General features: G+C 61.7%; 30 protein-coding genes. 13 read left to right on the top strand and 17 right to left on the bottom strand.

Going from position 1 to position 23,135, the window contains the following annotated elements; translation table 11 throughout:
• Positions 1-329: 329 nt before the first annotated feature.
• From MGMSRV2_RS11480 to MGMSRV2_RS21440, 3 genes are all read left to right on the top strand, one after another.
• A complete protein-coding gene (locus MGMSRV2_RS11480; RefSeq protein WP_024080534.1) occupies positions 330-584 on the top strand; it encodes a FeoA family protein in 255 nt (84 codons plus the stop codon).
• A gap of 36 nt (positions 585-620) precedes the next feature.
• Complete coding sequence (gene feoB / locus MGMSRV2_RS11475; protein WP_024080533.1) at positions 621-2,735, top strand: ferrous iron transport protein B; 2,115 nt, start codon at positions 621-623, stop codon at positions 2,733-2,735.
• 255 nt (positions 2,736-2,990) lie between these two features.
• Positions 2,991-3,140 carry a hypothetical protein gene (locus MGMSRV2_RS21440; protein ID WP_024080532.1) on the top strand — a complete coding sequence of 50 codons (150 nt, stop codon included), beginning with the start codon at positions 2,991-2,993 and terminating at the stop codon, positions 3,138-3,140.
• A 79-nt stretch (positions 3,141-3,219) separates the two neighbouring features.
• Here MGMSRV2_RS21440 and MGMSRV2_RS11470 read toward each other — a convergent pair whose 3' ends face one another.
• Both MGMSRV2_RS11470 and mamG read right to left on the bottom strand, forming a co-directional pair.
• On the bottom strand, positions 3,220-3,555 hold the full coding sequence (locus MGMSRV2_RS11470) for a magnetosome magnetite crystal formation protein family (RefSeq protein WP_024080531.1): 336 nt from the start codon (positions 3,553-3,555) through the stop codon (positions 3,220-3,222).
• A gap of 11 nt (positions 3,556-3,566) precedes the next feature.
• Positions 3,567-4,124 (bottom strand): magnetosome protein MamG, encoded by a 558-nt coding sequence (mamG, locus tag MGMSRV2_RS21695; RefSeq protein WP_242410671.1) that lies wholly within the window; start codon positions 4,122-4,124, stop codon positions 3,567-3,569.
• Positions 4,125-4,529: 405 nt separating this feature from the next.
• Here mamG and MGMSRV2_RS11460 point away from each other — a divergent pair, with 405 nt between their 5' ends.
• Positions 4,530-5,450 carry a hypothetical protein gene (locus MGMSRV2_RS11460; RefSeq protein ID WP_024080529.1) on the top strand — a complete coding sequence of 307 codons (921 nt, stop codon included), beginning with the start codon at positions 4,530-4,532 and terminating at the stop codon, positions 5,448-5,450.
• 68 nt (positions 5,451-5,518) lie between these two features.
• Positions 5,519-6,610 carry a protein kinase family protein gene (locus MGMSRV2_RS11455; protein WP_242410670.1) on the top strand — a complete coding sequence of 364 codons (1,092 nt, stop codon included), beginning with the start codon at positions 5,519-5,521 and terminating at the stop codon, positions 6,608-6,610.
• A gap of 275 nt (positions 6,611-6,885) precedes the next feature.
• Here the strand turns inward: MGMSRV2_RS11455 and MGMSRV2_RS11450 are convergent, their stop codons facing one another.
• From MGMSRV2_RS11450 to MGMSRV2_RS11440, 3 genes are all read right to left on the bottom strand, one after another.
• Positions 6,886-7,839, bottom strand: coding sequence for a hypothetical protein (locus tag MGMSRV2_RS11450; RefSeq protein WP_024080527.1), 954 nt, complete (start codon positions 7,837-7,839; stop codon positions 6,886-6,888).
• 226 nt (positions 7,840-8,065) lie between these two features.
• Positions 8,066-9,217, bottom strand: coding sequence for a HEAT repeat domain-containing protein (locus tag MGMSRV2_RS11445; RefSeq protein WP_084028062.1), 1,152 nt, complete (start codon positions 9,215-9,217; stop codon positions 8,066-8,068).
• Between the two features lie 261 nt (positions 9,218-9,478).
• Entirely contained in the window at positions 9,479-9,970 is a 492-nt protein-coding gene (locus MGMSRV2_RS11440; protein ID WP_052588953.1) for a response regulator, read from the bottom strand.
• Here MGMSRV2_RS11440 and MGMSRV2_RS11435 point away from each other — a divergent pair.
• Complete coding sequence (locus MGMSRV2_RS11435) at positions 9,969-10,289, top strand: plasmid partitioning protein RepB C-terminal domain-containing protein (protein ID WP_041633580.1); 321 nt, start codon at positions 9,969-9,971, stop codon at positions 10,287-10,289. The two genes, MGMSRV2_RS11440 and MGMSRV2_RS11435, sit on opposite strands and share 2 nt — an antisense overlap.
• A 210-nt stretch (positions 10,290-10,499) precedes the next feature.
• Here MGMSRV2_RS11435 and MGMSRV2_RS11430 read toward each other — a convergent pair whose 3' ends face one another.
• From MGMSRV2_RS11430 to MGMSRV2_RS11415, 4 genes are all read right to left on the bottom strand, one after another.
• Positions 10,500-11,099 (bottom strand): hypothetical protein, encoded by a 600-nt coding sequence (locus tag MGMSRV2_RS11430; RefSeq protein WP_024080523.1) that lies wholly within the window; start codon positions 11,097-11,099, stop codon positions 10,500-10,502.
• A gap of 2 nt (positions 11,100-11,101) precedes the next feature.
• A complete protein-coding gene (locus MGMSRV2_RS11425; protein WP_024080522.1) occupies positions 11,102-11,539 on the bottom strand; it encodes a protein P5 in 438 nt (145 codons plus the stop codon).
• Between the two features lie 63 nt (positions 11,540-11,602).
• Positions 11,603-13,903, bottom strand: coding sequence for a host specificity factor TipJ family phage tail protein (locus MGMSRV2_RS11420; RefSeq protein WP_024080521.1), 2,301 nt, complete (start codon positions 13,901-13,903; stop codon positions 11,603-11,605).
• Complete coding sequence (locus tag MGMSRV2_RS11415) at positions 13,903-14,337, bottom strand: NlpC/P60 family protein (protein ID WP_024080520.1); 435 nt, start codon at positions 14,335-14,337, stop codon at positions 13,903-13,905. Before MGMSRV2_RS11415 ends, MGMSRV2_RS11420 begins: the two co-directional genes overlap by 1 nt.
• Before the next feature lie 41 nt (positions 14,338-14,378).
• Here MGMSRV2_RS11415 and MGMSRV2_RS11410 point away from each other — a divergent pair, with 41 nt between their 5' ends.
• On the top strand, positions 14,379-14,627 hold the full coding sequence (locus tag MGMSRV2_RS11410; protein ID WP_024080519.1) for a type II toxin-antitoxin system Phd/YefM family antitoxin: 249 nt from the start codon (positions 14,379-14,381) through the stop codon (positions 14,625-14,627).
• Positions 14,624-15,037 carry a type II toxin-antitoxin system VapC family toxin gene (locus tag MGMSRV2_RS11405; RefSeq protein ID WP_024080518.1) on the top strand — a complete coding sequence of 138 codons (414 nt, stop codon included), beginning with the start codon at positions 14,624-14,626 and terminating at the stop codon, positions 15,035-15,037. The genes MGMSRV2_RS11410 and MGMSRV2_RS11405 overlap by 4 nt, the downstream gene beginning before the upstream one ends.
• Before the next feature lie 6 nt (positions 15,038-15,043).
• On the opposite strand, the gene MGMSRV2_RS11400 is transcribed toward MGMSRV2_RS11405, so the two are convergent.
• Genes MGMSRV2_RS11400 through MGMSRV2_RS21910 form a run of 4 tightly spaced genes read right to left on the bottom strand, consistent with a single transcriptional unit; the run spans position 15,044 to position 16,446 of the window.
• A complete protein-coding gene (locus MGMSRV2_RS11400; RefSeq protein WP_024080517.1) occupies positions 15,044-15,568 on the bottom strand; it encodes a DUF1833 domain-containing protein in 525 nt (174 codons plus the stop codon).
• Complete coding sequence (locus tag MGMSRV2_RS21075; RefSeq protein WP_024080516.1) at positions 15,538-15,765, bottom strand: hypothetical protein; 228 nt, start codon at positions 15,763-15,765, stop codon at positions 15,538-15,540. Before MGMSRV2_RS21075 ends, MGMSRV2_RS11400 begins: the two co-directional genes overlap by 31 nt.
• A gap of 4 nt (positions 15,766-15,769) precedes the next feature.
• Entirely contained in the window at positions 15,770-16,180 is a 411-nt protein-coding gene (locus MGMSRV2_RS11395; RefSeq protein WP_024080515.1) for a hypothetical protein, read from the bottom strand.
• Positions 16,181-16,191: 11 nt separating this feature from the next.
• Positions 16,192-16,446, bottom strand: coding sequence for a hypothetical protein (locus tag MGMSRV2_RS21910; RefSeq protein WP_024080514.1), 255 nt, complete (start codon positions 16,444-16,446; stop codon positions 16,192-16,194).
• Between MGMSRV2_RS21910 and MGMSRV2_RS21905 the strand changes: the two genes are divergently transcribed.
• On the top strand, positions 16,435-16,776 hold the full coding sequence (locus MGMSRV2_RS21905; RefSeq protein WP_162472132.1) for a hypothetical protein: 342 nt from the start codon (positions 16,435-16,437) through the stop codon (positions 16,774-16,776). The genes MGMSRV2_RS21910 and MGMSRV2_RS21905 overlap by 12 nt on opposite strands.
• Positions 16,777-17,056: 280 nt before the next feature.
• Here the strand turns inward: MGMSRV2_RS21905 and MGMSRV2_RS11385 are convergent, their stop codons facing one another.
• The 3 genes from MGMSRV2_RS11385 to MGMSRV2_RS11375 all read right to left on the bottom strand — a co-directional run bounded on the left by MGMSRV2_RS11385 (position 17,057) and on the right by MGMSRV2_RS11375 (position 18,451).
• A complete protein-coding gene (locus MGMSRV2_RS11385; protein ID WP_024080512.1) occupies positions 17,057-17,365 on the bottom strand; it encodes a hypothetical protein in 309 nt (102 codons plus the stop codon).
• Positions 17,280-17,540, bottom strand: a complete 261-nt coding sequence (locus tag MGMSRV2_RS22305) for a helix-turn-helix transcriptional regulator (protein WP_339325554.1) — start codon at positions 17,538-17,540, stop codon at positions 17,280-17,282. Before MGMSRV2_RS22305 ends, MGMSRV2_RS11385 begins: the two co-directional genes overlap by 86 nt.
• Before the next feature lie 221 nt (positions 17,541-17,761).
• Positions 17,762-18,451 carry a hypothetical protein gene (locus tag MGMSRV2_RS11375; protein ID WP_041633579.1) on the bottom strand — a complete coding sequence of 230 codons (690 nt, stop codon included), beginning with the start codon at positions 18,449-18,451 and terminating at the stop codon, positions 17,762-17,764.
• A gap of 105 nt (positions 18,452-18,556) precedes the next feature.
• Between MGMSRV2_RS11375 and MGMSRV2_RS11370 the strand changes: the two genes are divergently transcribed.
• From MGMSRV2_RS11370 to MGMSRV2_RS11360, 3 genes are all read left to right on the top strand, one after another.
• A complete protein-coding gene (locus tag MGMSRV2_RS11370; RefSeq protein ID WP_024080510.1) occupies positions 18,557-19,225 on the top strand; it encodes an XRE family transcriptional regulator in 669 nt (222 codons plus the stop codon).
• Positions 19,226-19,240: 15 nt separating this feature from the next.
• Entirely contained in the window at positions 19,241-19,582 is a 342-nt protein-coding gene (locus MGMSRV2_RS11365; RefSeq protein ID WP_234016303.1) for an MbcA/ParS/Xre antitoxin family protein, read from the top strand.
• A 219-nt stretch (positions 19,583-19,801) separates the two neighbouring features.
• Positions 19,802-20,974, top strand: coding sequence for an ATP-binding protein (locus MGMSRV2_RS11360; protein WP_024080508.1), 1,173 nt, complete (start codon positions 19,802-19,804; stop codon positions 20,972-20,974).
• A 99-nt stretch (positions 20,975-21,073) separates the two neighbouring features.
• On the opposite strand, the gene MGMSRV2_RS11355 is transcribed toward MGMSRV2_RS11360, so the two are convergent.
• A protein-coding gene (locus MGMSRV2_RS11355) for an IS630 family transposase (protein ID WP_144084247.1) occupies positions 21,074-22,035 on the bottom strand; the annotation gives its coding sequence in 2 pieces (ribosomal slippage) (positions 21,074-21,687 and positions 21,687-22,035; 963 coding nt in all).
• A gap of 103 nt (positions 22,036-22,138) precedes the next feature.
• Between MGMSRV2_RS11355 and MGMSRV2_RS11350 the strand changes: the two genes are divergently transcribed.
• The gene (locus MGMSRV2_RS11350; protein WP_024080507.1) at positions 22,139-23,026 is read left to right on the top strand and encodes a methyl-accepting chemotaxis protein; all 888 of its coding nucleotides are present in this window, start codon (positions 22,139-22,141) and stop codon (positions 23,024-23,026) included.
• The last annotated feature ends 109 nt before the right edge of the window (positions 23,027-23,135 follow it).

The raw sequence follows: 23,135 nt of genomic DNA, 5'->3' as shown, positions 1-23,135 counted from the left end.
GTTTGTTCACTGCCCTGCGGCGGTGATCAGGGGTCTATAAAATCCTCAAAAAGGGAACGCTGCTGATTCCCTCTGGCACCACTTACGATGCCGACAAAAAGCATCTTTTTGTCGTCTGCACCGATGCTTGTGCCGAGGGAAAACATCTGCTTGTTCCCATCGCAAGTTGGCTGAATGACCTTTGTGATGCGACTTGCCGGGTGGCCCAACATTGGATTTTGCGCCTTGACTCGGCAGCAAGATTGAGGGACGATACGCCGAATTAATCGCAACTCATTCGCAATTGCTTTCGATTATTGCGGCATTAACAAATAAGGAGGAGTTCCAGGATGGATCAGCAGGTCAAGATCGACACTCTTACCCTTGCCGACCTTTGTCCCGAGCAGCAGGGTGAGATCGTCAAGATCGAAACCGAGGATGGCGTTTTCAAGCGCCGTATGCAGTCGCTTGGAGTGGTGTCCGGAACTGCTGTAACCCTGGATCGCTCTGCTCCGCTCGGAGATCCCCGCATCTACAGCCTGATGGGCTATAGCCTGGGCCTGCGCAATGCCGAGGCCCGGCAGATCCGCATTCGCTTGAAATAATCACCCCATCCGACATCGCCTCAAGGGTAGCCGTATATGAAATCCCCCGTCACCGTGGCACTGGTGGGTAACCCGAATGCCGGTTCCACCAGCTTGTTCAATGCCCTGACAGGCGCCCAATCCGCCGTCGCCAACTATCAGCGGGTGACGACCTCTTTGAATGTGCGCGAGATCACCCATGGCGGGGTCAGCCTGCGCATCGTCGATGTGCCGGGCATTTTTTCCACCTCGTCGCAATCGCCGGAGGAGAAGGTCGGCTGCGACTATATTCACGGCGAGGAACCCGACATCATCGTCAACGTGCTGGATGCCGGCCATCTGGACCGCAGCCTGTTCCTGACCACCCAGCTGATCGAGACCGGGCTGCCCCGCATCACCGTGCTGAACATGATGGACGAGGTCCGGCGGGCCGGTATTCGCATCGACACCGCCCTATTGGCCTCGGCCCTCGGATCGCCGGTGGTGGAGACCTGCGCCCTGAAGAAGGAGGGCATCGATGCCCTGCTGGACGCGGTGGCGGCCATGGCCTCGGCAACCCCCGCCGCCGCCCCGTTGCGGCTACACTATGACAGCCATCTGGAGGCGGCCATCGAGCGCGTCCAGCAGCATCTGTCCAAGCTGCACCCCCAGGAGCTGAGCCCGGTGCGCTCGCGCTGGCTGGCGATCAAGATGCTGGAAGGCGATGACGAGGTTCTGCGCCACGAAAGCAACCATGTCGAACTGGTCGAGGAGATCAAGGCCGAGCAGACAGCCCTGGTCCACGAGCATGATGAGGACACCGCCGGCCTGCTGGCCTCGGCGAGGTTCGCCTTTGCCAACGGCCTGCTGCGCGAAGCCCGCCAGCAGGAGGGCGACCCCACCGCCGGATTCAAGCTGACCCGCATCCTCGACGATTTCTTCCTGAACCGCACCTTGGGCCTGCCCCTGCTGCTGGGCATTTTGTGGGTGATGTTCGAGACGACTTTCAGCCTGGGTGCCATTCCCACCGACTGGATCAAAGCTTTGGTTCAGATTGCCACCGATCTGGTGGACAAGACCCTGCCCGAGGGCATGTTCCACGATCTCGTGGTCAACGGCGTCATGGCCGGCGTCGGCGGAACCATCGTGTTCCTGCCCAATATCGTCATTCTGTTCTTCTTCATGGCCATCCTCAGCGGCACCGGCTATCTGGCCCGCGCCAGCTTCCTGATGGACCGGGTGATGCATCATTTCGGCCTGCACGGCACTACCCTGATCCCCATGGTGGCCGGCTTCGGCTGCAATGTCCCCGCCGTCATGGCCACCCGCGTCATCACCAATAAGCGGGCGCGTCTGATCGCCATGCTGATCGCGCCGTTCATGAACTGCTCGGCCCGACTGCCGGTCTTCATCCTGTTCGCCGGAGCTTTCTTCGCCGATATGGCCGGCACCGTGGTCTTCGCCATGTATATGCTGTCCCTGGTCGCCGCCATGGTGTCGGCGGTGTTGCTGAACCGCATCATCCCCGGCAGCGGTGGCGACGCCTTCGTGATGGAACTGCCGCCCTATCGCCTGCCGACCCTGCATTCGGTGCTGCACCATATGTGGGACAGCGCCCAGGGCTTTGTCGCCAAGGTAACCGGCGTCATCCTGGTGGGCTCCATCGTGATCTGGTTCCTCCAGGAGTTCCCCCGCGATATCACCTATTCCCAGGATTTCGAGACGGTCATCGCCGAACAGACCACGCTTCCCGACAGCCCGGAAAAGGAAACGGCGCTGAAGACGCTGAAAAGCGCCCAGGCGCAGGAGAAGCTGGAAAAGAGCTATCTGGGGCGTTCGGCCATCGCTGTGGCACCGCTGTTCGAGCCTCTGGGCTTTTCCTGGCGGGATTCGGCGGCCATCATGACCGGCTTCGTCGCCAAGGAAGTGGTGGTGGCGACCTATGCCGTCATCTATGCCCAGGAAAAGGGGTCGGAGGAACTGACCGAGACCTTGAAGAACGCCATGCCGCCCGCCACGGCCATCGCCTTCATGATCTTCACCTTGCTCTACGCGCCTTGCCTGTCGACCATCGCGATCATCGGCAAGGAGGCGCAGAGCTGGCGTTGGGCCGGATTCTCGGTGGTCTATTCCCTGTCCTTCGCTTGGCTGCTGGCCCTGGCCGCCAGCCGAATCGGCGGGACATTCTTGTAGGTCTTGTTCTGGTGGCGGAGCGGCTCTCCGCCACCTTTTGATGAAAGAAGCGTTGCGCCATGGCTTGGGGATCACTCTGGGATATAGGCGCCATTACCGTCGTGGGAGCGGGAGCGGCCTTCGTTGTCATCCGTCATCTGTGGCGGATGTGGCGGCCGTCCGACGGGGCGTCGTGTGGCGGCGGATGCAGTTGCGGCGCCAAGCGAAACGGCGGCCGCACCGATTGTGGCTGACCCCCGCCATGGGGATGCGGCAATGATCTCTCGCGATCAACTGCCTCGGAACGGCAGGCTGAAGATAGGCATTCTGCTGGGGTTGGCTGCCGTGGCCATGGGCATCATCGAAATCGCCGATACCGGCCCCGCCTTGCTGTGCGGCGCCCTCGATTGGTGGCGCCGGATGTGACCAGAAACGCCCTACAATAACGCCAACGCCGAGATGACCCCATGGAGTCATCTCGGCGCGGCGGATCCGTTCAGCAGTCTCAGATGCGGTCGGCGATATATCCGACCAGCGGCAGCTTCCAGGCGCGGCGGAACGCCACCGAGGCCAGCCCGGCCACCGACAGCACGAGAACCAGCATAGACGAGAAGCCGAAGAACCACTTTCCGATGCCGGGAATTTCCAGGACGAACATGGAAAGGACCGCGACCATCCACAGCACCAGCCCTTGCTTGGCATGGAACTGAACGTATTCGTCATCCTTGTTGCGCATCAAAGGCACAAAACAAAGAATGCCGAGATAGCTGAGGGCAGCCATCACCAAAGGCTTGTAGCTCGTACCGGTTTCCTGCGACAGCCCGACAGTCTGTGCGATCATTTCGTCCTCCTTCAGACGGCTTCGGCCGCAGCCGGCTCGGCATTGCGGTTCTTGTAATATCCATAAAGAGCGAGGGCGCCCGCCACTCCGACCACGCCCAGCAGCACCGGCCCCCAGGCACCCAGACCCAGGCCGAGGCCCAAGCTGACGCCCTTGGCGGACAGCATGGCGCTGCTGCTGGTTGCGGCGGCGATGGGGCTGGCAGTGACCGAAGCCCCGGTGGCAGCGCCTGCGGCGGCACCAGCGGCACCAGTTCCACCGGCGGCAACCATGGCCTTGCCCTTGACGCCGGTCGCAGCGACCTTGGTCGCGCCACCGACAGTGCTACCAACCGTGCCGGCTCCCTTAGCTGCCATAGCGGCCTGATTGGCACCACCAGCCGCCGCCTTGGTTCCAGCGGCTTTCATGCCCGCAGCCTTGGCGGTCACCGCCTCGCGCTCAACCTCTGCCGCGGCTGCCTTGGCCGCACCGGTCTTGGCCGCGGCGCCAGCTTTGGCCCCACCGGCCTTCATGCCGGCGGCCTGAGCGGCACCCTCACGTTCGATTTCCGGAGCAGCCGCGGCAGCCATGGCCGCGCCGCCAGCTGCGGGAGCTGCGGCGTTCGCCGCGGTCCCACCAGCCATACCTGTTGCCATCTGTGCCGCCATAACCTAACTCCTCTGGGAAAGAGATAAATACATACATGTCTTGTTGCACAAATTCGCCTGCTCGACAATAGTCTGCAAGCGGATAACAATACACCGGCAGCAGAAGGTGTTAATAATCACTCTCATGTTCGCACTTCAGCAGTCTGCGTTTCCTGCTGTTTTGTCCAAAAATTTGATGGAGCCATAGTCTTTGCTAAAGTGATGGCGCGTGAGATTCAGGGCCTCCGGTTGTTCCATGATCAAGGCTCCGGATATGACCTGATTTCGCCGACAGAGATCCCCTCCAGCGTAAATCCTACCGTTGTTCAACCACAGGAGACGTGATCCGTGGCCTATTCACAGGAAATCAGCCGCGACCAGCGCGGCGCCTTTATCTTTCTGGTGGATCAATCCAAATCCATGAACACCACCTTCGGTGTGGATGATAGCGGACAGACGATCAGCCGGGCCCAGGTGGTGGCGGAGGCGCTCAACCGAACCCTCGACGAGTTGATTAACCGCTGTATGCGTGATGAAGGTGTCCGAGACTATTTCGACATTGGCGTCATCGGCTATGGGCGCACCAACCGTGCCGAGTTCTGCTGGCTGGGAAACCTCGCCGGGCGCACATTGGTGCCGATCTCCGAGGTGGCGGAAAACGCCGAGACCATTGAGGAAGAGACCACCACCATGGTTCGCGGTCAGCCGGTGGTCGAACGGGTCGCCGTTTCGCGTTGGGTGGCGCCGGTGGCTGTGGAAAGCACCCCCATGAACGGGGCTCTGCGCTTGGCGCAGTCGATCCTGGAACCCTGGATATCCGCAAACCCCGGGTCATTCCCCCCGGCCGTCATCAACATTACTGACGGCATGGCCAACGATGTTGACAGCGACGAAGAACTTCTGGCGACCGCCCGGCGGTTGACCGGGCTGAAGACCAATGACGGCCACGTCCTGCTGATGAACTGCCATATTTCCGGTGGCGACGATGCGCCGGTGGTGTTCCCATCCAGCGCAGGCCAACTGCCCGACGACACCTATGCCCGCCTGCTGTTCGAGATGTCGAGCGAATTGTCGGGCCGTCATCGCGCCATCATCTGCGAACTGTTCGAGCGCGACCTGAAAACCACGCCGACCCTGCGCGGCATGGCGTTCAATGCCGATGCCGTCGCGTTGGTCAAACTGCTCGATATCGGTACCCGGCCGGCCATCGTTTTTAACCAAGCAGCTGAGGCTTCGTCACACGCTCGGACCACGGAGTTTGAACAGTGACGTTCCCCGTATTGGCGGACTATAAGGCGGCACTTTCCAACGCCAAAGCCCGGTTCGCCACTCTCCAGGTGACACCGTTCAAGGATTCCCGAGGCCACCCGCAGTTTCTCGCCGGAAATTTCGCCGGGGTATTCCGGGTCACCGATTCCGAGGGATCGCTCTTGGCGATCAAGTGCTTCATCCGTGATCTTCCCGATCTGGAACGCCGCTACCAGGCCGTCGCCGGCTTCGTCGGCGCCAGCGGCTCGCCCTATATGGTTCCGCTCCGGCTTCACCGCGACGAACTCTACGTGACGTCGTCCATCGCCAAACACGGTGAATATCCGGTCATCAGCATGCCTTGGGTCCCTGGCCGCACCATCGGCGCCTTGGTCCAGACCCTGTGTGATAGCGACAAGCGCGGTGGGATCGCTGGCCTGAGCCGGGCCTGGGCGCGGCTATGCCTGGATCTGCTGAACCGTGGCGTGGCCCATGGCGACCTTAAACACGACAACATCCTGATCGGACCTGATGGTCGGCTGAAGCTGATCGATTACGATTCCATGTATCTTCCTGAACTGAGCGGGCTGCCCTGCACCTTGCTCGGAAGCATCAATTTCCAGCACCCCGAACGCAACGAGACGCATTTCGATGCGACGTTGGATCACTTCTCCATGCTGGTGATGCTGCTGTCGCTGCGGGCCTTGGTGTTCGATCCCGGATTGCTCAAGCACTGCCACAGTGGCGAGAACCTCATCTTCACCCGGTCGGATTTCCTCAATCCGCAGGGCTCGGAACTGTTCCAACGGCTATCAGCCTTCGATGACCTCTACGTTCGCGATTGGGCGGCACGGCTTGCGCTGGCCTGTGGATCGAATTCCATCCGCATACCGTCGATCAAGGCGATCCTGTCCGCGGCCGCAGGACTGGACATGAGCCCGGTAACCGGAGGTCTGAGGTGGCTTCTCTATCGGGTGTCCAGTGGAGCGCCAAATATCACTCCCAATGCCCGGCCGAAGCCTGCCGTTCCCATTCCTTCTGATCGCTCCAAGCCGGTGGTTGCCAGCCGAGGCGACGATCCGATCAATCGCCTGAGAAAGCTGAAGGCCGCCCTTGATGAGGGCCTGATCAGCCAGGCCGATTACGACGGGCAGAAGGCCAAGATCATGGAAAATTTCTGAGTGATCCAACTATCCTGCCACTCCGTTCCGTCAGAATGACGGGCGAAGTCTGGTATTATTGTGGCAATGATACCTCCGGCTGAATGCATTTCTCGGGGAGGGCCGTTCCATGGCTCTGTGTCTGGAAGATGGCTTTCTTCACATGCTCGCGAGCGAGATTCGCAACTTCTGCCAATGGATGACCTATGCCGTCTCCGCAGGCACGTCTTGCGCAAACGATAGTCAGTCGGCATCTGCCCCCGGCACCGGGGCGACTTTCCGTATTGGTTCCATCACTAGCCTTCGGGCGGAAAAGCCCATCGATAGGCCCTGTAGAATAGAGAATCGCCGCGCTTAAGTGCGCCTTGGATATGGCGATAGCGTCTCGGAGAAACCCGTATCTTCGAATCATCGAAAGGCCCTATGTCCGGTGCGATGATCCGGATGAATTCGAGAGCGGGTGGGTAGCCGCGCAGAGCAGAAGCAACAGTCATGGCCTTAATGGTTTCTCCCATTTGGCGCCAGCGTTCGACCGATGCTTGCCGTAGATCTTGATCTGAAGTGGGCGTAATGCCGTCGTTGTTCTCGGCAGCCATACTCGTGAGCGGGATCGACCTCGTGATTCCCATGCGGGTCGCTACGGCGCTGAACGTTTCCCCAGCGCCCGTCCGAATGGCACCGCCAATAGCTTTGAAGCGGGGCAGGAGGTGTCTTTTCGAAATCCCGGAAAGGACGCGCAACATGTGATAGATGGCATTTTGTGCGGCTCTAAGTCCTGTTTCCAAGGTCGCCATGACGCCACCGCGCGGACTCTGGTCTTCATGTCCGTATCGAGGCCGCATCTCATTGGTGGGGTGATAGAAAACACCTGTTCGAACATCAGGTGGCGCCCCATCTCTCGCCCGGAACTGCGCCGCAGGCTCCTCTATGGGCATATCCAGACTTCCGTCACGCCGCCCAATGGCTTCCTTCAATGCAGAGCCCAAAGGACGATTGGCCAGGAATGTCAACGCGTTCTGCTCTCGCTGACTGCGCTCCTCAATTGATTTCGGTGGCTGGGCTAGGGGAGACATGGCATTGGCGATGCGAGCAGCCTCTACCCGGTCAAGACCAAGGTTTTCCATGACGGGCTGCCATTCGGACGGGCCGCCGAATGCCGCCAGCAGAAAATAGTCACGCTCGAGTGTGCGGAGATCCTCCCAGCTTCGTCGGCTGTTTGATGGTTTGGCTGGTATGTACTCGGCGCACATGGGGCAATCTCTCCACTGTCTGTCGCGCTCCCCCCGCGTGCTATGGAAAGGTGCGACCTATCGTCAGTCCTGCTGGTCTCGATTCGAGTAACGACGACGACATTAACCGAGCACGACCGCTCCAACATAGTAGGCCACGCCGAGCCCAATGACGAGGATCGCCGTCAGGATCAGCCGCGCCCGGCGGGCGCGACGCTGAAGAACACGGGAGGGACGGGGCCGGAGGTCAGACATGGCCCTCGGCCTCACGAACGAGTGCAGCCAGCAGGCGCTTGGCCACGACGTCAGGAGGTAATTCGCCAACCTCCAGCGCCTTGGAGCCAAACTCGGAGGTAACCACCACCGTCTCCCCTTTCAACTCGCATCTGCCGATATAGGGGATTTCATCGATCTCAACGACAATATCGTGTGGGCCAATCATGGCGGTTGTAGCTCTCGACAATCTCCGAACCCGATCGGCCACCTTTGCGGACAACGCTGAGCCACACTCGTCAAGAGCCGATAACACTGCTTCGGTCAGGTCGGGCCGATCTTGCGCCACCCGACCAAGCAGCACGACGGCATCGTCGTCGGCAATGTCGGCTAAGGCATCGATTACTTCGTGGTTGGGCGCCGATTCTAACGCTTCGCTCAGCGCCTCTAGGGCATCAACCTTCCCAAATCGCCCAAGGGCGCAGGCCGCGGCAATGCGAACGCCGGGGTGAAGATCATCTTGAAGATCCAACAAGATAGCGACAACATCAGGATCCAATCGTGCGCTGCGACAGGCATCGGCACGGATATCGGGTTCGTCATGGCGCAGCAACCGCGTCGTCACGTTGGGAGGCAGGTTAACGCCGGTTCGAGCTGCGGCGGCAACAGCCAGCACCAACCCAGGCCCCTGAACCATATCTCGTGTAATGATCCGCTCCACCGCAGTCGCCGCCTCTGGGCCGCCGATTTCAACCAAGGTTTCGAGTGCCACGGCTTGCTCGCGGATCAAGGTATCGAGGCCAAAGCCGGAGAATCTCTTGCAGATACCCTCAAGGGCTGGCACAGCCGCCGTCAACTTACGCCGCCCACATTCGGTCATCCGGGAGAAGATTTCCGCGATCCCAGCGGTGGCGATTCCTGCCACCAATTCTTGATCCGGTAGCGAGCAGAGATCGGCAGGCGCGCGGCCATCGGCCCGCGATGAAGCCTTTGCCGATGGGGCTCGCTGTTCAAATAGGTGGAGCTGACTTTGCAACATGGCGGTGATGATGCCAATTTTCTGCAAAAGAGAGAAGGCGTGAAGTTCGCCGACCAAAACTGTTGGCAACACCCAAAAGTGGAGCGCCATCTCCTTTCTCGACATCAAGAATGAAGATGGATGCCCAATGGGCGAGAGGCTGGTCATGCTCAATGCCGACTCGGCCTAAAGTGAGGATCAAGGCTTATCTGCCGGAACCATAACCAGCTGTTGCGTGAAGTACGGGCAGTCATTGGACTTCCGAACCTTCCACTTCCCGTTGGCAACGGGACATATGGGCCGCTTGTACATGGCGCACCGCTTCGTTTTCCCACAAGTCCAAGGAAGCGGCCCTTTGACGTAGAATGCCACCGTGACAGCGATAGACGATATGACGAATAAACCCAGGATCATTCACAAGTGGCCCTATTACGGCTTAGGTTCATCGGAATCCTGTTTAGCCGCGTCACGGAACTCCTTCAGGTCATCCGATGATGGCTTTGTCCTACTCACAAGCCCACAAAGGTATTTGGCCAAATCTCTTGGAGTATGAGGTTTGGGAATGACCCCGGTGGCACCAGCTTTTAATGCTCCATCTAAAATTGCTTTTTCGTGAGATCCAGTGAAAACAACCAAGGGGACTTTGGAGAGATGCGTCTTTCCGGTCGCTCTGATTGCCCCAATCACCGCCAAACCGTCAATAGGCTCCATACCCAAGTCACACAAGATTAAATCAGGGGTGAGATCTCCAAAGGCAATTTGCAGCCCCTCAATCCCATCTGCTGCCTCCCAAATTCTTGCCGCCCCCATTGCGGCTAGAAGCTTTTTAAGCAGCGTCCGGGTGGTTACGTCATCATCAATGACTAGTATGCAGACGTTGTTGGAATCGAACTTAGCCAGATTATCCAAAGCTTTCCCCATGAGCCGACCCAAGCCGCTCGACATATATTGTCATAAAAACATTGGTCATCTCAAGGGCATCGAGCTGGATGGGGTATCAGCGGAAGACATCGCAAGGATGGAACGGGAGATGGAGAGGCTGAACCGGGATTACCGGGCGGTTGAAGGGAGCCTGGGCGACACCATGTTGGCTTTGGTGGTGACGAGGGGGTATGTCTCGAAGCTATTTCGCAACGAGGCGATTTCTGATTTCCTGGATCGTCACCCCCCCGAATTGGCCTTCGAGATGCGCAGCATCATCGACGCGGTCGGCGGCGACGCAAGAATGCTGGATCGATAAAGCAAGTTGATCAGGGGACCCGGCCCCTTGAATCGCGGGGACCGATGGAGACGCCGTACGAGGTGCGGATCAAGATCGGCGGTGGGGACGGCAGCGACCCTGACCTGAGCCCACCACTGACCTGCCTTATCGCAGGCCACAAACGCAAAACGCGGCCGACCAGGAAGAGGACTCCCCCGGTCGGCCGCGTCAGTTGGATGGAAGTGTGGGCTACTTGCCGATAGGTGGGGCCTGCGCCAACAAGGTGCGGGTCTGCTCGGAATCCGCCGATCCACCGAATTCGAAATCGAAGGCGGTGGCGAACTTTCCCGCCAGCAAGGTGACGACGGAAATGATGCAGCCACCAACGGCGGTGTTGCCATCGACGTTGCCGAACACCATGAAGCCGATGCCGCCGACGATGCCGAGTCCAGCGGTGACTAGCAGGACATTGGCGCGAGTGTTGCCCCTGCCTGCTTTGATGAACTCGCTGTCCCTGGCACGGGTGTTCTGGCGGTCGACCAGGGTGGCCGTCAGTGTGGTAATGGCCCAGGTCATCTGCTGCATGCGTTCGGCATGGGCGAATCCTTGCGCCTGGGAGCGAAGCTGGAACACCAGATTAGGGTCGGCCAGCGCCTCGCGGGCCTTGTCGGGATCGTCGGTACCGGTGATGGCGCGGACGGTGTCGGCCAGTTTGCCGACCGCCTTCTCGGCATCGTCACCGAACAGGCTGGCGATGTCCGGCACCACATCCAGCGCTACCTTGGCCAGCCCAGCGATGGGATTGGCGGCGATGGCGGCAGCATCGCCGAGGAGATCGAGCAGATTCATGATCAGGCGCTCCCCAGCCCCATGCCAATTCCGGCCAGGATCACCTCTCTGGCGTAGGGCTGCTGGCCGTTTTCATGGCGGATGATGGCTTCGACCAGTCCGGCCATGGTGTCGGCCTTGGTCAGGTCGATGGCCTGATCGGGCGTTACCCCCAGGCGGGAGGCGACATGGGCGATATAGGAGCCGGTGTCGTTCTCGCAGCCCGGTGCCCAGCGATTGATGATGCCGGCGATGGTGTTCAGGCCATAGCGGCGCTGGTAGCCGAGCAGGATGCGGGCCAGCGCCCGGATACCGGCTTCGGGACTGACGAATTCCTCGAACACCGGATCGTCGTCGGTGGCGCACTCGCCCTGCCATTGGGTCTTGTCGCCGGGGGATTCCTTGATGTTGCCAGGATTGTTCAGGCGGATGCCGCGCGGCACGGCGCAGGTCTTGGTCATGGCAATGCTCCAACGAAAAATGCCGCCCGGTGGGGCGGCTGTGTGGGCGGGAAATGAAATCGGCTAATTCACATGCACCCGCGCATCCTCGGCGACGGCGGAGATTTCGACCTGCTCGGCGCGGGGACGGATGGCCAGCACGCGGGCGGATTGCGCCCAGGCTTGGCCGGGACCGAAGCTGAAATACGTCCGCTCCTCGGAGCCGCCGGTATAGGGCGTGACGCTCAGCGGTTCGGCGAGACGCACCATGGTGGGTGCATCGGCCACCGCCTCGACCCGGAACGGCCCGGCCAGCCCACCGTCGCGGCGGCGCAGTGCCAGGTAATGGGTGGCGCCCTCGGTCCATTCCACCGGCTCGGACAAGGCCAGAACGTCGCCCTGGTGGCCGATCACCTCACCGCCCTGGCCCCAGCGGGGCATGTCGTGGGTGATGGCGACCAGATCGCCATAGGTCGGGATCATGCCCTCCAACTCGGTGCGGAAGGTGACCATGCGACGGCGATAGCGGTTGTTGGCGGCGATGTAGAGACCTTCCCGCTGGGCATGGTCCTTGGCGGTGCAGCCGAACAGATTGACCTTGGCGGGATTGTCGCCCTGGCTGTCGGGCAGCTTCGCCGTGGTCTCGTCGGGCTTCCAGGTCCGCGACGAGAAATACTCCACCGTCACGGCGTCGGCGGTGTCGTCGCCGGGCATGACGTATTTGATCTTGAACGAGCCCCTGACGATGTTGCGCGGCCCGAACATCGCCACCGGCATGGTCTGCGGCGCGTCGCGGATGATGCGGACGATACCGCCCTGCTGGATGGGCACGGCCCTGCCGCAGCGAGCGATACGGGTCAGGGCCTCCCACACTGTCATGCTGGTGTCGAACACCGCGTCGAAGGAATCGCCACGGGCAGCCCAAACGGCATCCAGGGTGACCAGCGTCTTGAGGTCGATGCGGCTGTCGGCCAGCTTGGCGCCATACTCCGCCTTGCAGGCATCGGCGAAGGCCCAGGCGATGGAACGGGTCGGCTGCGGCGCCGACCAGCCACCGGTCGCCGACCACACAGGCAGCTTGCGGGTGGCGATGACGTTGATCATGCGGCTGGAGCGCTGGCTCAGATTGTCGGTGGCCCGCATCTTGACCGCCAGCAAGGTGACGGCGCCGAAATCGGGCTGGCCGGTCAAATAGGCGCGCAGAGCGCCCCAGCGGATTTCATGACCGGTACGTTCGGCGGTGTCCTTGGTGTCGAGACGCTTGAGGCGGACCTCGTAACGGCCCGGACTGACCGAATAGCGGAAGGACAGACGGATGGTGCTGTTGGTGGCGGCGGTATGCGACGGCTGCGCCAGAACCGCCCAGCCGCCGATGGCTCCGCCCTCGGCATCGATGGCCCGTGCTTCGACCTGCCACTGGACGGTACGGCTATCGAGACTGCCGCCGTCATTGGCGTAATAGAGGCCACGCGGCATCACCACGTCGATGCCCAGCGCCCCCGCCGTGGTATCGACCGGGTTGGCGGTAAACGGGCCGATATATCCGTCGTCGCCCGATTGCACCAGATTGGGCGCCACCAGTTCCTGGCCCGCCACCTCGGCGGCGGTGACCACATCCGGCTCGAACAGGGTGACCCGGCTGCCGGGAGGAACGGTTTCGGTCTGGACCTCCTCGAAGGAGGAAATCGGGGTGTCCTCAATACGGATCTGCTCGACCGCATACTCGCCCTGGCCGATGACGTGAAGCTGGTAGAGGTACTGCTCGCCGCCGACGTAATCCTGGTAAGGCTCCGAGGCCAGATCGGGATAGATCAGATGGCGGCCATAGATCACCGGGATCGGCTGGCCCAAGCGCCCCTGATTGCCCTGAGCCTGGATCGAATAGGTCGGGCTGGGGGCCGGGGCGCTGCCGCTGCCGCCCCAGTTGAGCGACGGCATGGACGGCTTGGGGGCCGGGATCACCGTATTGATCAGCATCGAACCGGCCAGGGCGATTCCGGCGGTGGCCATGGCGGCGGCGCTGCCGGCGGCGGTGTAGCCCATGGCCACCGCCGCCATGGGGCCCAGATAGATGGCGGCCACCATCACCGCGATGGTGAGTACGATCCGCATGGGGTTCTTGCCGCCCCCGCCACCACCCCCGCCGCCCTGGGGCCAGCGAATGACGGTGACGACCTCGCCGTCCACGATGGCCCGGACGGCATAAATGCCGACCGGCACCGTCATGCCGCCGATCAGGATTTCCGGCCCGTCGGACCAGCAATCCTCGGCGATGCCGCAAGCCTGCAACAGGCCGCCCAGCGTGATCCCGGATTCCACCGCATGAACCGAGCGGCTGGCCACCGGCTCGAACGGATTGGTGACGATGACGATGGAGGCGGTCATCACTGGCCGCCAATGAACCGGTAGAATCCTTCGATGGCCCAGCCGTTGAGCTTGAGCGCGTCCGAACGCTGGAACACCACCCCGGCGCCCTCGGCGCAATGCAGGACGCCGCCGCCATCCGCGTCGAGCCAGATTCCCACATGGATGGGATGGCGGGACCGGCGCAACAGCACGCAATCGCCTTCCACAGGCGGATCAACCTTGGCCCAGCGTTGCCGCTCGGGGTGGTCGCGGAAGGTCCGGCCCATGACCAGCATGTCTTCGGGATTGCCGATCTCGGGTAGCAGGCGGCCGAAATGCTCGGCTTGGACCATGCGGACGAATTCCCAGCAATTGAACAGGTCCGGCCCGCTGCCGTGGACGGACCACGGCAGGCCGATCAAGGCGATGGCCCAATGGGGGCCACCAACCGGCGACTGGCATTCGCGGGTCATTGTTGCTATCCTCATCTGGTCAGAATGGTCAGGAGACGCCCATGCACGCGTGGCAGGTTCAGGACGCCAAGGCCCGGTTCAGCGAGCTGCTGCGCAGCGCCGCAGCCGAAGGCCCGCAGGCGATCACCGTTCGCGGCCGCACCACGGCGGTGGTGATGTCCCAGGACGAGTACGAACGGCTGAAGGGGCGCAAGCCGTCGCTGGTGGAATTCCTGCGGTCGTCGCCGCTGTCCGGCGTGGACCTCGATATCGAGCGCGACCGCTCGCCGTCGCGGAACATCGAGTTGTGAGCTATCTGGTCGATACCTGCGCCCTGTCGGAGCTGATCCGGCCCGTCCCGGCGCCACAGGTGGCGGAGTGGTTCGAGACGGTGCCGCAGGAGGCACTATTCATCAGCGCCCTGACCCTGGGTGAAATCCGCCGGGGTGCCGAGAAACTGGCGGATGGGCGGCGGCGCGGCCGGATCATCGCCTGGCTGGAGATCGAGTTACCCGACTGGTTCGAGAGCCGCGTGCTGCCGGTCGATGCCGCTGTCGCCGACGAATGGGGCCGCCTGACCGCACGGATCAAACAACCGCTGCCAGCCATCGACAGCCTGATCGCCGCCACCGCCCTGAAGCACCGGCTCACCGTGGTAACCCGCAACGTCGCCGACTTCGCGGCGGCCGGCGTCGATATCCTCAATCCCTGGGAGGCATAGCCGTCATCACCGCGCCAGACCGGGAAAGCGCCGGGCGGTGTAGGTGATGGATGGGAAGGACTTGTTGCCCGCGTCCAGCATGCGGGCACGCCCCGTTACCCTCATGGTGTCGGCCTCGACATCGGTCAGGGTCATGGTGATGGGCGGGTCCATATGGGGGCCGTTGAGGTCGGTGGAGAGATAGGGCCGCCAGGTGATCTCAATCACCTGCTGGCTGACGGCGGCCCCTTCCAGGGCGTCGGTGATGTCGCTGCCGACATTGTCGAGGGTGACGGTGATTTCCGGGACTGGAGCGGTATCCACCGGCGGTGGCGAGAACTCAAAAGCCAGCGCGGCGAAGGTCACCCGCTTACCGCCATCGCGGGGCGCACCGGCCTCCAGCCGGGCGGTGAGATCGGCATGGTCACGGACCACCCGGATCGGCTCGTCAAAGGTTGGATGCCAGATCTCCAACGTATCGAGAATCACCGTTCCGGCCGGGGCCGATGCAAACGCCTCCTTCAGCGCCTGCGACAACGCCGGATCAGGCATGGTTGTCCTTGCCGGGCACGCACATGGGTGACGGGAACGGGCAGCCACAGCGTGTTGACGTGATCCTTCGGGGCCTGGGCGATGGCATTGAGCCGGGCCGGGATTTCGCGGGCCTTGGAATTGCTGAAGATGCCGACATTGTCGGAGAACGCCACGAAGGGAGCAGCGTTGGGGATCGGGGGGATGGTCAGGGGCATGGGATCAGGTCTCCGCGTAGAAGGTTTCGAGGCCGCAATCGCCGAAGGATTCCAGGCTGCGCTCGCCGACCATCACGGCCCCGGTGACATCCATGTTCCGTTCGTCGCGATTGAGCAGCATCCACCGCTCTTCCCCGCCATGAGGGATGTCGCCCAGCCTGGAAGCCCGGGTGAGCATGAGGATGTCCTCGCCGCTTAAGTCCGGGGCGTAGAGCCCGGCGGCCTTGGTCGCCACCTTGCGCAGCAGGGCGTCGTAGGAATCGGTGTCCTGGACGGTCTCGATCAGCTCGATGGCCTTCACCATCAGGGCGAAATCGTCCATCCGCAGATTGGGATCGTCGAGCTTGGCCGAGATGGTGGCGAAGGCGTTGTCCTGGGCGGATTTGAGCGTCAGGTAATGGGCAAGGGTGGTCATGGGCCTTCCCTTCAGAACAACTCGATGCCGAGCGTCCGGTAGTCCGAGCCCCTGCGGGCGGAGACGATCAAGGTTTGCAGATCGAGCCCGGTGGCATCGGCAACGATGGTGGCCGCCGCTTCCGCCGCCGCGGCGAAGCTCTCGGCCTGTCCGGCCCAGAAGGCGCCATCGTTTTCGGCCTGAGCCGCAACAATTGCCGACGCGGTGGCACTGGCCTCGGCGGCCACGGCCAAAGCCGAGGCTGCCGCCGCCCGTTGCTCGGACAAATTCGCCGCTTCCGCACTCGAGCGGGAGGCGGCTTCGCTGGCGCCGGTCGCGCTAGCGAGGCATTGGCCGCCGATGCCGAGGCTGCCGCATCGATCGCTGCCTGCGTGGTGACGGCTTTCGCCGCCACCGTGGCTGTCCGGGCCTGTTCCGCCTGGGCGGCAGCGTTTTCCGAGGCTTGCCGGGATGCCTGCGCCGCGACCGCGCTGGCATTGGCCGCAGCGGCATTGCCGGACGGGGCTGAAGCACTGGCGGCGGCATGGGTTTCCGACGATCTGGCTGCCTGGGCATTTGCCGCGATACGCTCCACCAGGGCTGCAAGACGGGACTGATCCCACTCCACCCGCTTCGGCAGATCGGCGACGATGGTGACCGGTCCGTCGGCGAAGCGGACGGTGCCAGTGTCCTTGCCGGCGACGGCGCGGTCCTGATCGGCCAGGGAGCCGTATTTCAGCGCCAGCGTACCATCCAGCCAATCCTTGACAGTCTTGGCGGCACGCAGGGCTTCGTCGGCTTCCTCCTGGAGCAGCGCCAGGGTTTCGGCGGGCAGAGCGGTCACCGCGCCGACCGGCATGGTGACGAGATCGGCCAGACGGGGACGATTGGGGATGGTCATTGCCGGCCTCCCTTCACCGTCCGCCGGGTGGCCATGATGGCGAAATAGGCCACCCGGTCCTCGGCGACGCGGCCCTGGGCCAGCAGCAGGTGGCCGTTATCGGCCAGGGTCATGGCCAGACCGGCGACCCGGTCCAACTCGCACCGCGCCGGTTCCGCGAACGGCGAAATCCGGGGGGCACGGTCACAGACGAGATGGCCTTCGTGATAGGCGACGCGCTCACCGGGCGCGGCCCGGTCGATCCAGGCGAGGAAGCCCCGCTCGTCCAGCACCAGCGTGCGGATCGGAGTCTCGGCGGCGATCATCGCGCACCGTCGTGCTGTCGCGCGACCGCTCCACCTCGAACGCTTCGATATCTTCCAGCCGGTACACCACCCGGCCGCCCATCTTGAGGAATTTCGGGCCTTCGCCCGTCCACCGCCACCTCTCAAGGGTGCGGTGCGAAATGTTCCAGCGAGCGGCAAGCTCGATCTGGTTCATATGCCTGACTGCCATCTAGTTCTCCTTCGGTTTCATTCGAAAACCGAGGAGAAGGATGACGTCCGATCAGAAATCCGTCGTCGGGACCGCCGATGGACCATCAGGGGACGAATTAGGATGAATCAGGGGAGCTTAAGGGGATGATCTGGGGGATGGCTGGGGGACGAAGACCGTTCCAGACATGCAAAAAGCCCGGCAAGCCGGGCTTTCGCAGGGGGGACCTAGGAAAACTTGATGTTAATGCGGTATTTGCCGCGCTGGTCCGATTGAATCAACTTGCGCCATTCCGGCTGTGTCTTGAACAGATCCGCCATCCGCGTACAGGACGAGCCAGCCTCCGCCAAGACCAACTTTCCATAACGCCAGGGGGATGCGGTGGTGGCGGCGTCATGGAGGATCCGCACCACCTTTGCCTGGATAGTACAGAGGGTGTAGGTCCGATCCCCCAGGGTCACCTCGCTGAAGTCATTGCGATGGGAAAACACACTCTCGGTCGACCGTGGCGTTCCTCCAAGACCATGCTTCGATTCGGCTCGATCCCTCTCTTCCCTGCGAATTACAAGTTCTTCCTTCTTGATCACAATGCCGTCTTCTGGATGGAGAACGTCGCAATACTGCTCGGGCGGCGCATCGAAGTGCTGCACATGAACTTCACCTTCATGGAACAGTTTGTAGACATCGTGCGGGCGTAAATCCCGCAGCCCCTGAAACCATACATACTCTTCAGGAATGCTAAAGCACTGACCATCATCAGTGTGTTCGTATGATCCCAGTTCGACCCGAACGCCGTAGAGCCGAACAGAGACCTTCAACAAGCCATTTTCAGCCAGATAGGCGAGATCGCGCTGGGGCACAGCCCAGCGTTCTTCGACCTCCTCCAAGGCATAATAGTCTTTTTCGATCCCGACCATCGGCGACCACCCACGCAAGCCAACGTTCCTCCTTTACTTTATTCTCTTGACCGCGACAAATCAATCCTTTTTAATCCACGCTATCCACAGGCATGGGATAACTTTATGCGATACACCATGGCCGATAGGCTTAGAGCGCGATCCCGGCAACTCGGCATGACAGCCGGCCGCGTCGCCGAACTTGCGGGTGTCAACAGGTCGTTCGTCTACGACATCATGCGCGGAAGATCGGAAAACCCGAGTCTGGAGAAACTCGACCTGATCTCCGAGGCGCTCAATGTCGAACGGAACTGGCTGCTCCATGGCATTGGTGGTGTCGATGGCGAGTCCCCCATCATGGAAGACCCCATGGGGGTGTTCGTCAGCATTTCTTCCGTCCAAGTCAGTGCATCGATGGGCGGCGGGAATCTCGTTTCTGACGAGGTCGAGAATGGAGAACCCTACCACTTTCAGCGATCCTGGATTCTCCACGACCTGAAAGCCGACCCTAACAACCTTCGGATCATGCACGTCGAGGGCGACAGCATGATGCCGACACTGCATTCCGGTGACGTGGTGCTGGTAGATCTATCGAAGCGCTTGCCAACCCCTCCAGGAATCTTTGTATTGTTTGATGGAATAGGACTAGTTGCCAAGCGGCTGGAACACATCCCAAACCACGACCCTCCGAAGGTTCGCGTGATATCGGACAACACCTTCTACACACCCTACGAACGGACGGCGGATGAAGTGAACATCATTGGGCGGATTCGCTGGTTTGCTCGAGAGATCTGATGGGCGATGATGGTCATGGCGGATAGCGAAGCCGACCGAGAAGCGAAACTTGCGGAGATCGTTGCCAAGATCCGCTACATCCTTGTAGGAGATGCGCCACAGGAATTCGTCAAGGCTGTAGCGCCCGAGCCACCACAACAGGTATTGACCGGAATCGGTGTCGGTCGAGCCCATCGCTTAACCTTATTGGCAAACCATGTATTCGGCGATGAAGAGAAGGCCTGCATTTGGCTGACGGAGCCGCAAGAAGAATTTGGGGGCAAATCCGTCATGCAATTAGCCGTGAATCCTGCCGTTGCTGATCATATCGAAGAGGCGTTACGGCGGATCCATGAGGAACGGATTTTCAGAGATTAGGCAGCGGAAATCACAAAGAACAGTTGCTGGAAAAGGGGGCTATCAGCCATGAAATGCACCCTCCCTCATGACTTGAAAATTTTTGCTATCACTCTGGCGTAATCCACAGATCAATGCCATCCGGCGCATCCCAATCGTCCACGTCGCTCATCTCCTTGGCTGGCACCAAGGTCTCGCTTTATCCTTGCAAATCTGACATCAGATATCATAATTGCAAGGATGATTGAGCGCCGTCACCGTCCCGCCATCGAGAACCTGCTCCAGCGCCATCCGGCGGTAGCATTGCTCGGACCTCGCCAGAGTGGCAAGACAACGCTTGCGCTGGAAATCGGCGAGAGCCGCCAATCCATCTATCTCGATCTCGAGTCACCTTCCGATCTGGCCAAGCTGGCGGAACCCGAACTGTACCTGGCCGCCCACGAAGACAAGCTGGTCATTCTCGACGAAGTCCAGCGCGCGCCTGATTTGTTCAAAGTCCTGCGCGGATTGATCGACGCCGGTCGGCGGCGAGGCCGTCGGTCTGACCGCTTCCTCTTGCTCGGATCTGCCTCGATCGAACTCCTGAAGCAATCATCGGAGACGCTGGCCGGGCGCATCGCCATGTTCGAGTTGACCCCGTTCGACGCCCAGGAAGTGGTAAAGGGCATCGGCGATATGGATCGCCACTGGCTGCGCGGCGGCTTCCCGGACAGCTTCCTGGCACCTGATGACCGCGACAGCGCCGAGTGGCGGCAGGCCTTCATCCGCACCTATCTGGAACGCGACATCCCTCAGTTGGGGCCACGGGTGCCGGCGGAAACCCTTCGCCGATTCTGGACCATGCTCGCCCACGAACAAGGGGGGCTGCTCAACGCCGCCCGCATCGGCCAGGGCCTAGGTGTTGCCGGCGTCACCGTCGCCCGCTATCTTGACCTGTTGGTCGACCTGCTACTTGTGCGGCGGTTGACGCCGTGGATGTCCAATACCGGCAAGCGCATGGTCAAGTCGCCTCGCATTTTCGTCCGCGACAGCGGCATCGTGCATACCCTGCTTGGGCTGGAAACAATGGAAGACCTTCTCGGGCACCCGGTCGCCGGAAGCAGTTGGGAAGGCTATGTCATCGAGAACCTGCTGGTGGCGGCACCAGACAATGCCCAGGCCGGATTCTACCGGACGTCGGCGGGCGCCGAGGTGGATCTGATCCTGTCCACCGGACCTGGCCGGCTATGGGCCATCGAGATCAAGCGCAGCCTATCACCGCAGCCATCGAAGGGATTCTGGCTGGCCTGCGACGACATCAAGCCCGATGCCCGTTTCGTGGTCTATCCCGGCACCGAGCGATATCCTCTGAAGGATGGCCTGGAGGCCATTGGGCTCACCGAGATGATGGCCTTGCTGGGGCCGAGGCCATGACCCTCCTGCGCAGGATTTCGATTCCTGATGAGTCCATGGTGAGTCCATGGCGATTGTCCAAACGCAAAAAAGCCGCCCCGATCGGCGGCTAGAGCATTTTCACATCGAGCGTCCATATCCGTCGTGGGCGAAGAAATTGGCGCATTCCTCGGGCGGAAACAGGTCGATGAGTTTTCCGATCACGTCCCATAAGGTGTTGATGGTGCGGGCTTGCGCCTTTCGCAGCAGGCTCTTGAGCTTGGCGAAGGCGAGCTCGATGGGATTGAGGTCTGGGGAGTAGGGCGGCAGATACCGCAGGGTGGCCCCTCGGGCTTCGATGAGTTGCTTGACCCCTGCCACCTTGTGGGCGGGCAGATTGTCCATTACGACGATGTCGCCGGGCCGCAAGGTCGGAGCCAGGACCTGCTCGACATAGGCCAGGAAGATCGCGCCATTCATCGCCTTGTCGATGACGAAGGGGGCGGAGATTCCGTCATGCCGGAGCGCCCCGACGAAGGTGGTCATTTTCCAATGACCGTGCGGCACCGCAGCCAGCAGCCGCTGACCGCGCGGCGCCCGTCCGTAGCGCCGGGTCATGTTGGTCGATGCCCCGGTTTCATCAAGGAAGACCAAGCGGGTTGGGTCCAGCGCCGGCTGCTCGGCTCGCCAGGCGATGCGTCCTTCGGCTACGTCGGGACGTTCCTGCTCGGCAGCATGCGCACTCTTTTTTTCAGACTGAGGTCGAGCCGCTCAAGCGTGTTCCACAGGCCGCCGACGCTGATCGACACGCCCAATTCGGCCAGAACCCAGGCGCGCAACTCAGCCAGCGTGGCATCGGGCTCGACCTTGATCTGCGCCTGCAACGCCTCAAGGTGAGCCGCCAGCTTCTGTCCTGGCCGCCCAGGCCGTGGCTTCACCGTCGTCTCGCCGGTGGCCCGGCGGCGGCCTTGGGCCTTGTAGATGTACGAAACGCTCACCCGGAACAGCGGCGCCACCTCGTAGGCGCTCATGCCGCTGTCCACAGCCGCCAAAACTCTATCGCGCAAGTCCTGAGAATAGGACTGCCCTGAGCGCCACGTCATCGCATCATCCTCGGGAGCGTTGTTACCGAAGATGTTGAATCACAAAATGACCTCAGGGGGAATCCTCTACCGATTCCGCTCGGCGTGAAACCGCTCTAGACCCATGGCTCATTCGGGTCAGGGAGAGGATGACGGCAATCGTCTTGCCGCGGCGGCGGCGGCGGAAGAACTGCGCCAATTGGCGCAACTGATCGGCAGCAGCAGCACGGACCTGACGACCCGCTTCTTCGATCTCGCCCGCTCGACCCAGGGCCAGACCGCTTGCGTGCGCGAGGTTCTGGATATTGCCGGCATCGTCGATTCGCAAGCCGGCGGCACCGAATTTTCCGCCGTCATCAGCCATCTGGGCGGCACCTTGGGGGAATTCGTCCGCGAGGTGCTGCACATGTCCAAGCAAGCAGTCAGCATGGTTCGGGCCATCGACGCCGTCTTGGAGGATCTGTCGCGGTTGCGTCATTCGGTGGAAGGCATCGACCGTATCACCGCCAAGACCAACCTGCTGGCCCTCAATGCCCGCATCGAGGCGGAGCGGGCGGGGGAGGCCGGGCGATCATTCGGTGTTGTCGCCGGTGAGGTGCGCGACCTGTCACGGGCCACTTCGGACCTGGCCGCCAGTATCAAACAGGAAATCCATACCATCAGCGAGGCCTTGAAGAATGGCCACGCCACCTTGGCCGAAGTCGCGTCCATGGATATGACCCGGCAGATCGAAGCCAAGGAAGAGGTGGAGCAGACCTTGGTCATGCTGAAGGAGCGCGACCACAGATTGACCGCCGCGGCCCAAGCCAGCATGGAAAACGCCCAAGCCATCGAACAGGCGGTGTCGGCCATCGTCACCGACATGCAGTTCGAGGATCGCACCCATCAGCGGATCGACCGGGTCGCCCAGGCCTTGGATGCGTTTCACCAGGGCGGCGTGCTGACGTTGTCTCCCAGCACCCTGGCCATCGCCCCCAAGGCGGGGGCGGATGACGACGTCACCATGTTCTGATGCCGAACGGCGGGCTTCGGCCACTCGCATGGGGGAACGTCCGCCCGTCAGATAGGCGGCGATCCAGTGACGGTGCATGGGAAAACCCTCTTTCCCCAATGCGATGTCA

The organism is Magnetospirillum gryphiswaldense MSR-1 v2 (genome assembly GCF_000513295.1).
GTDB classification, from domain to species: domain Bacteria; phylum Pseudomonadota; class Alphaproteobacteria; order Rhodospirillales; family Magnetospirillaceae; genus Magnetospirillum; species Magnetospirillum gryphiswaldense.
The sequence above is the reverse complement of the archived record's forward strand: the minus strand, read 5'-3'. Positions and strand labels throughout refer to the sequence as shown.

Excerpts from the sequence above, each read along its gene's own strand:
- MGMSRV2_RS11430 (WP_024080523.1), bottom strand. The coding sequence starts at position 11,099 with ATGAATCTGCTCGATCTCCTCGGCGATGCTGCCGCCATCGCCGCCAAT.
- MGMSRV2_RS11415 (WP_024080520.1), bottom strand. The coding sequence starts at position 14,337 with ATGACCCGCGAATGCCAGTCGCCGGTTGGTGGCCCCCATTGGGCCATC.
- MGMSRV2_RS11420 (WP_024080521.1), bottom strand. The coding sequence starts at position 13,903 with ATGACCGCCTCCATCGTCATCGTCACCAATCCGTTCGAGCCGGTGGCC.
- MGMSRV2_RS11410 (WP_024080519.1), top strand. The coding sequence starts at position 14,379 with ATGCACGCGTGGCAGGTTCAGGACGCCAAGGCCCGGTTCAGCGAGCTG.
- MGMSRV2_RS21075 (WP_024080516.1), bottom strand. The coding sequence starts at position 15,765 with ATGCCCCTGACCATCCCCCCGATCCCCAACGCTGCTCCCTTCGTGGCG.
- MGMSRV2_RS22305 (WP_339325554.1), bottom strand. The coding sequence starts at position 17,540 with ATGAACCAGATCGAGCTTGCCGCTCGCTGGAACATTTCGCACCGCACC.
- MGMSRV2_RS11480 (WP_024080534.1), top strand. The coding sequence starts at position 330 with ATGGATCAGCAGGTCAAGATCGACACTCTTACCCTTGCCGACCTTTGT.
- feoB (WP_024080533.1), top strand. The coding sequence starts at position 621 with ATGAAATCCCCCGTCACCGTGGCACTGGTGGGTAACCCGAATGCCGGT.
- MGMSRV2_RS11440 (WP_052588953.1), bottom strand. The coding sequence starts at position 9,970 with ATGGGGAAAGCTTTGGATAATCTGGCTAAGTTCGATTCCAACAACGTC.
- MGMSRV2_RS11350 (WP_024080507.1), top strand. The coding sequence starts at position 22,139 with ATGGCTCATTCGGGTCAGGGAGAGGATGACGGCAATCGTCTTGCCGCG.
- MGMSRV2_RS11425 (WP_024080522.1), bottom strand. The coding sequence starts at position 11,539 with ATGACCAAGACCTGCGCCGTGCCGCGCGGCATCCGCCTGAACAATCCT.
- MGMSRV2_RS11435 (WP_041633580.1), top strand. The coding sequence starts at position 9,969 with ATGAGCCGACCCAAGCCGCTCGACATATATTGTCATAAAAACATTGGT.
- MGMSRV2_RS11400 (WP_024080517.1), bottom strand. The coding sequence starts at position 15,568 with ATGCCTGATCCGGCGTTGTCGCAGGCGCTGAAGGAGGCGTTTGCATCG.
- MGMSRV2_RS11445 (WP_084028062.1), bottom strand. The coding sequence starts at position 9,217 with ATGACCAGCCTCTCGCCCATTGGGCATCCATCTTCATTCTTGATGTCG.
- MGMSRV2_RS11375 (WP_041633579.1), bottom strand. The coding sequence starts at position 18,451 with ATGGTCGGGATCGAAAAAGACTATTATGCCTTGGAGGAGGTCGAAGAA.
- MGMSRV2_RS11385 (WP_024080512.1), bottom strand. The coding sequence starts at position 17,365 with ATGATCGCCGCCGAGACTCCGATCCGCACGCTGGTGCTGGACGAGCGG.
- MGMSRV2_RS11395 (WP_024080515.1), bottom strand. The coding sequence starts at position 16,180 with ATGACCACCCTTGCCCATTACCTGACGCTCAAATCCGCCCAGGACAAC.
- MGMSRV2_RS11370 (WP_024080510.1), top strand. The coding sequence starts at position 18,557 with ATGCGATACACCATGGCCGATAGGCTTAGAGCGCGATCCCGGCAACTC.
- MGMSRV2_RS21440 (WP_024080532.1), top strand. The coding sequence starts at position 2,991 with ATGATCTCTCGCGATCAACTGCCTCGGAACGGCAGGCTGAAGATAGGC.
- MGMSRV2_RS11365 (WP_234016303.1), top strand. The coding sequence starts at position 19,241 with ATGGCGGATAGCGAAGCCGACCGAGAAGCGAAACTTGCGGAGATCGTT.
- MGMSRV2_RS11360 (WP_024080508.1), top strand. The coding sequence starts at position 19,802 with ATGATTGAGCGCCGTCACCGTCCCGCCATCGAGAACCTGCTCCAGCGC.
- mamG (WP_242410671.1), bottom strand. The coding sequence starts at position 4,124 with ATGGCTGCCGCGGCTGCTCCGGAAATCGAACGTGAGGGTGCCGCTCAG.
- MGMSRV2_RS11470 (WP_024080531.1), bottom strand. The coding sequence starts at position 3,555 with ATGATCGCACAGACTGTCGGGCTGTCGCAGGAAACCGGTACGAGCTAC.
- MGMSRV2_RS11450 (WP_024080527.1), bottom strand. The coding sequence starts at position 7,839 with ATGTGCGCCGAGTACATACCAGCCAAACCATCAAACAGCCGACGAAGC.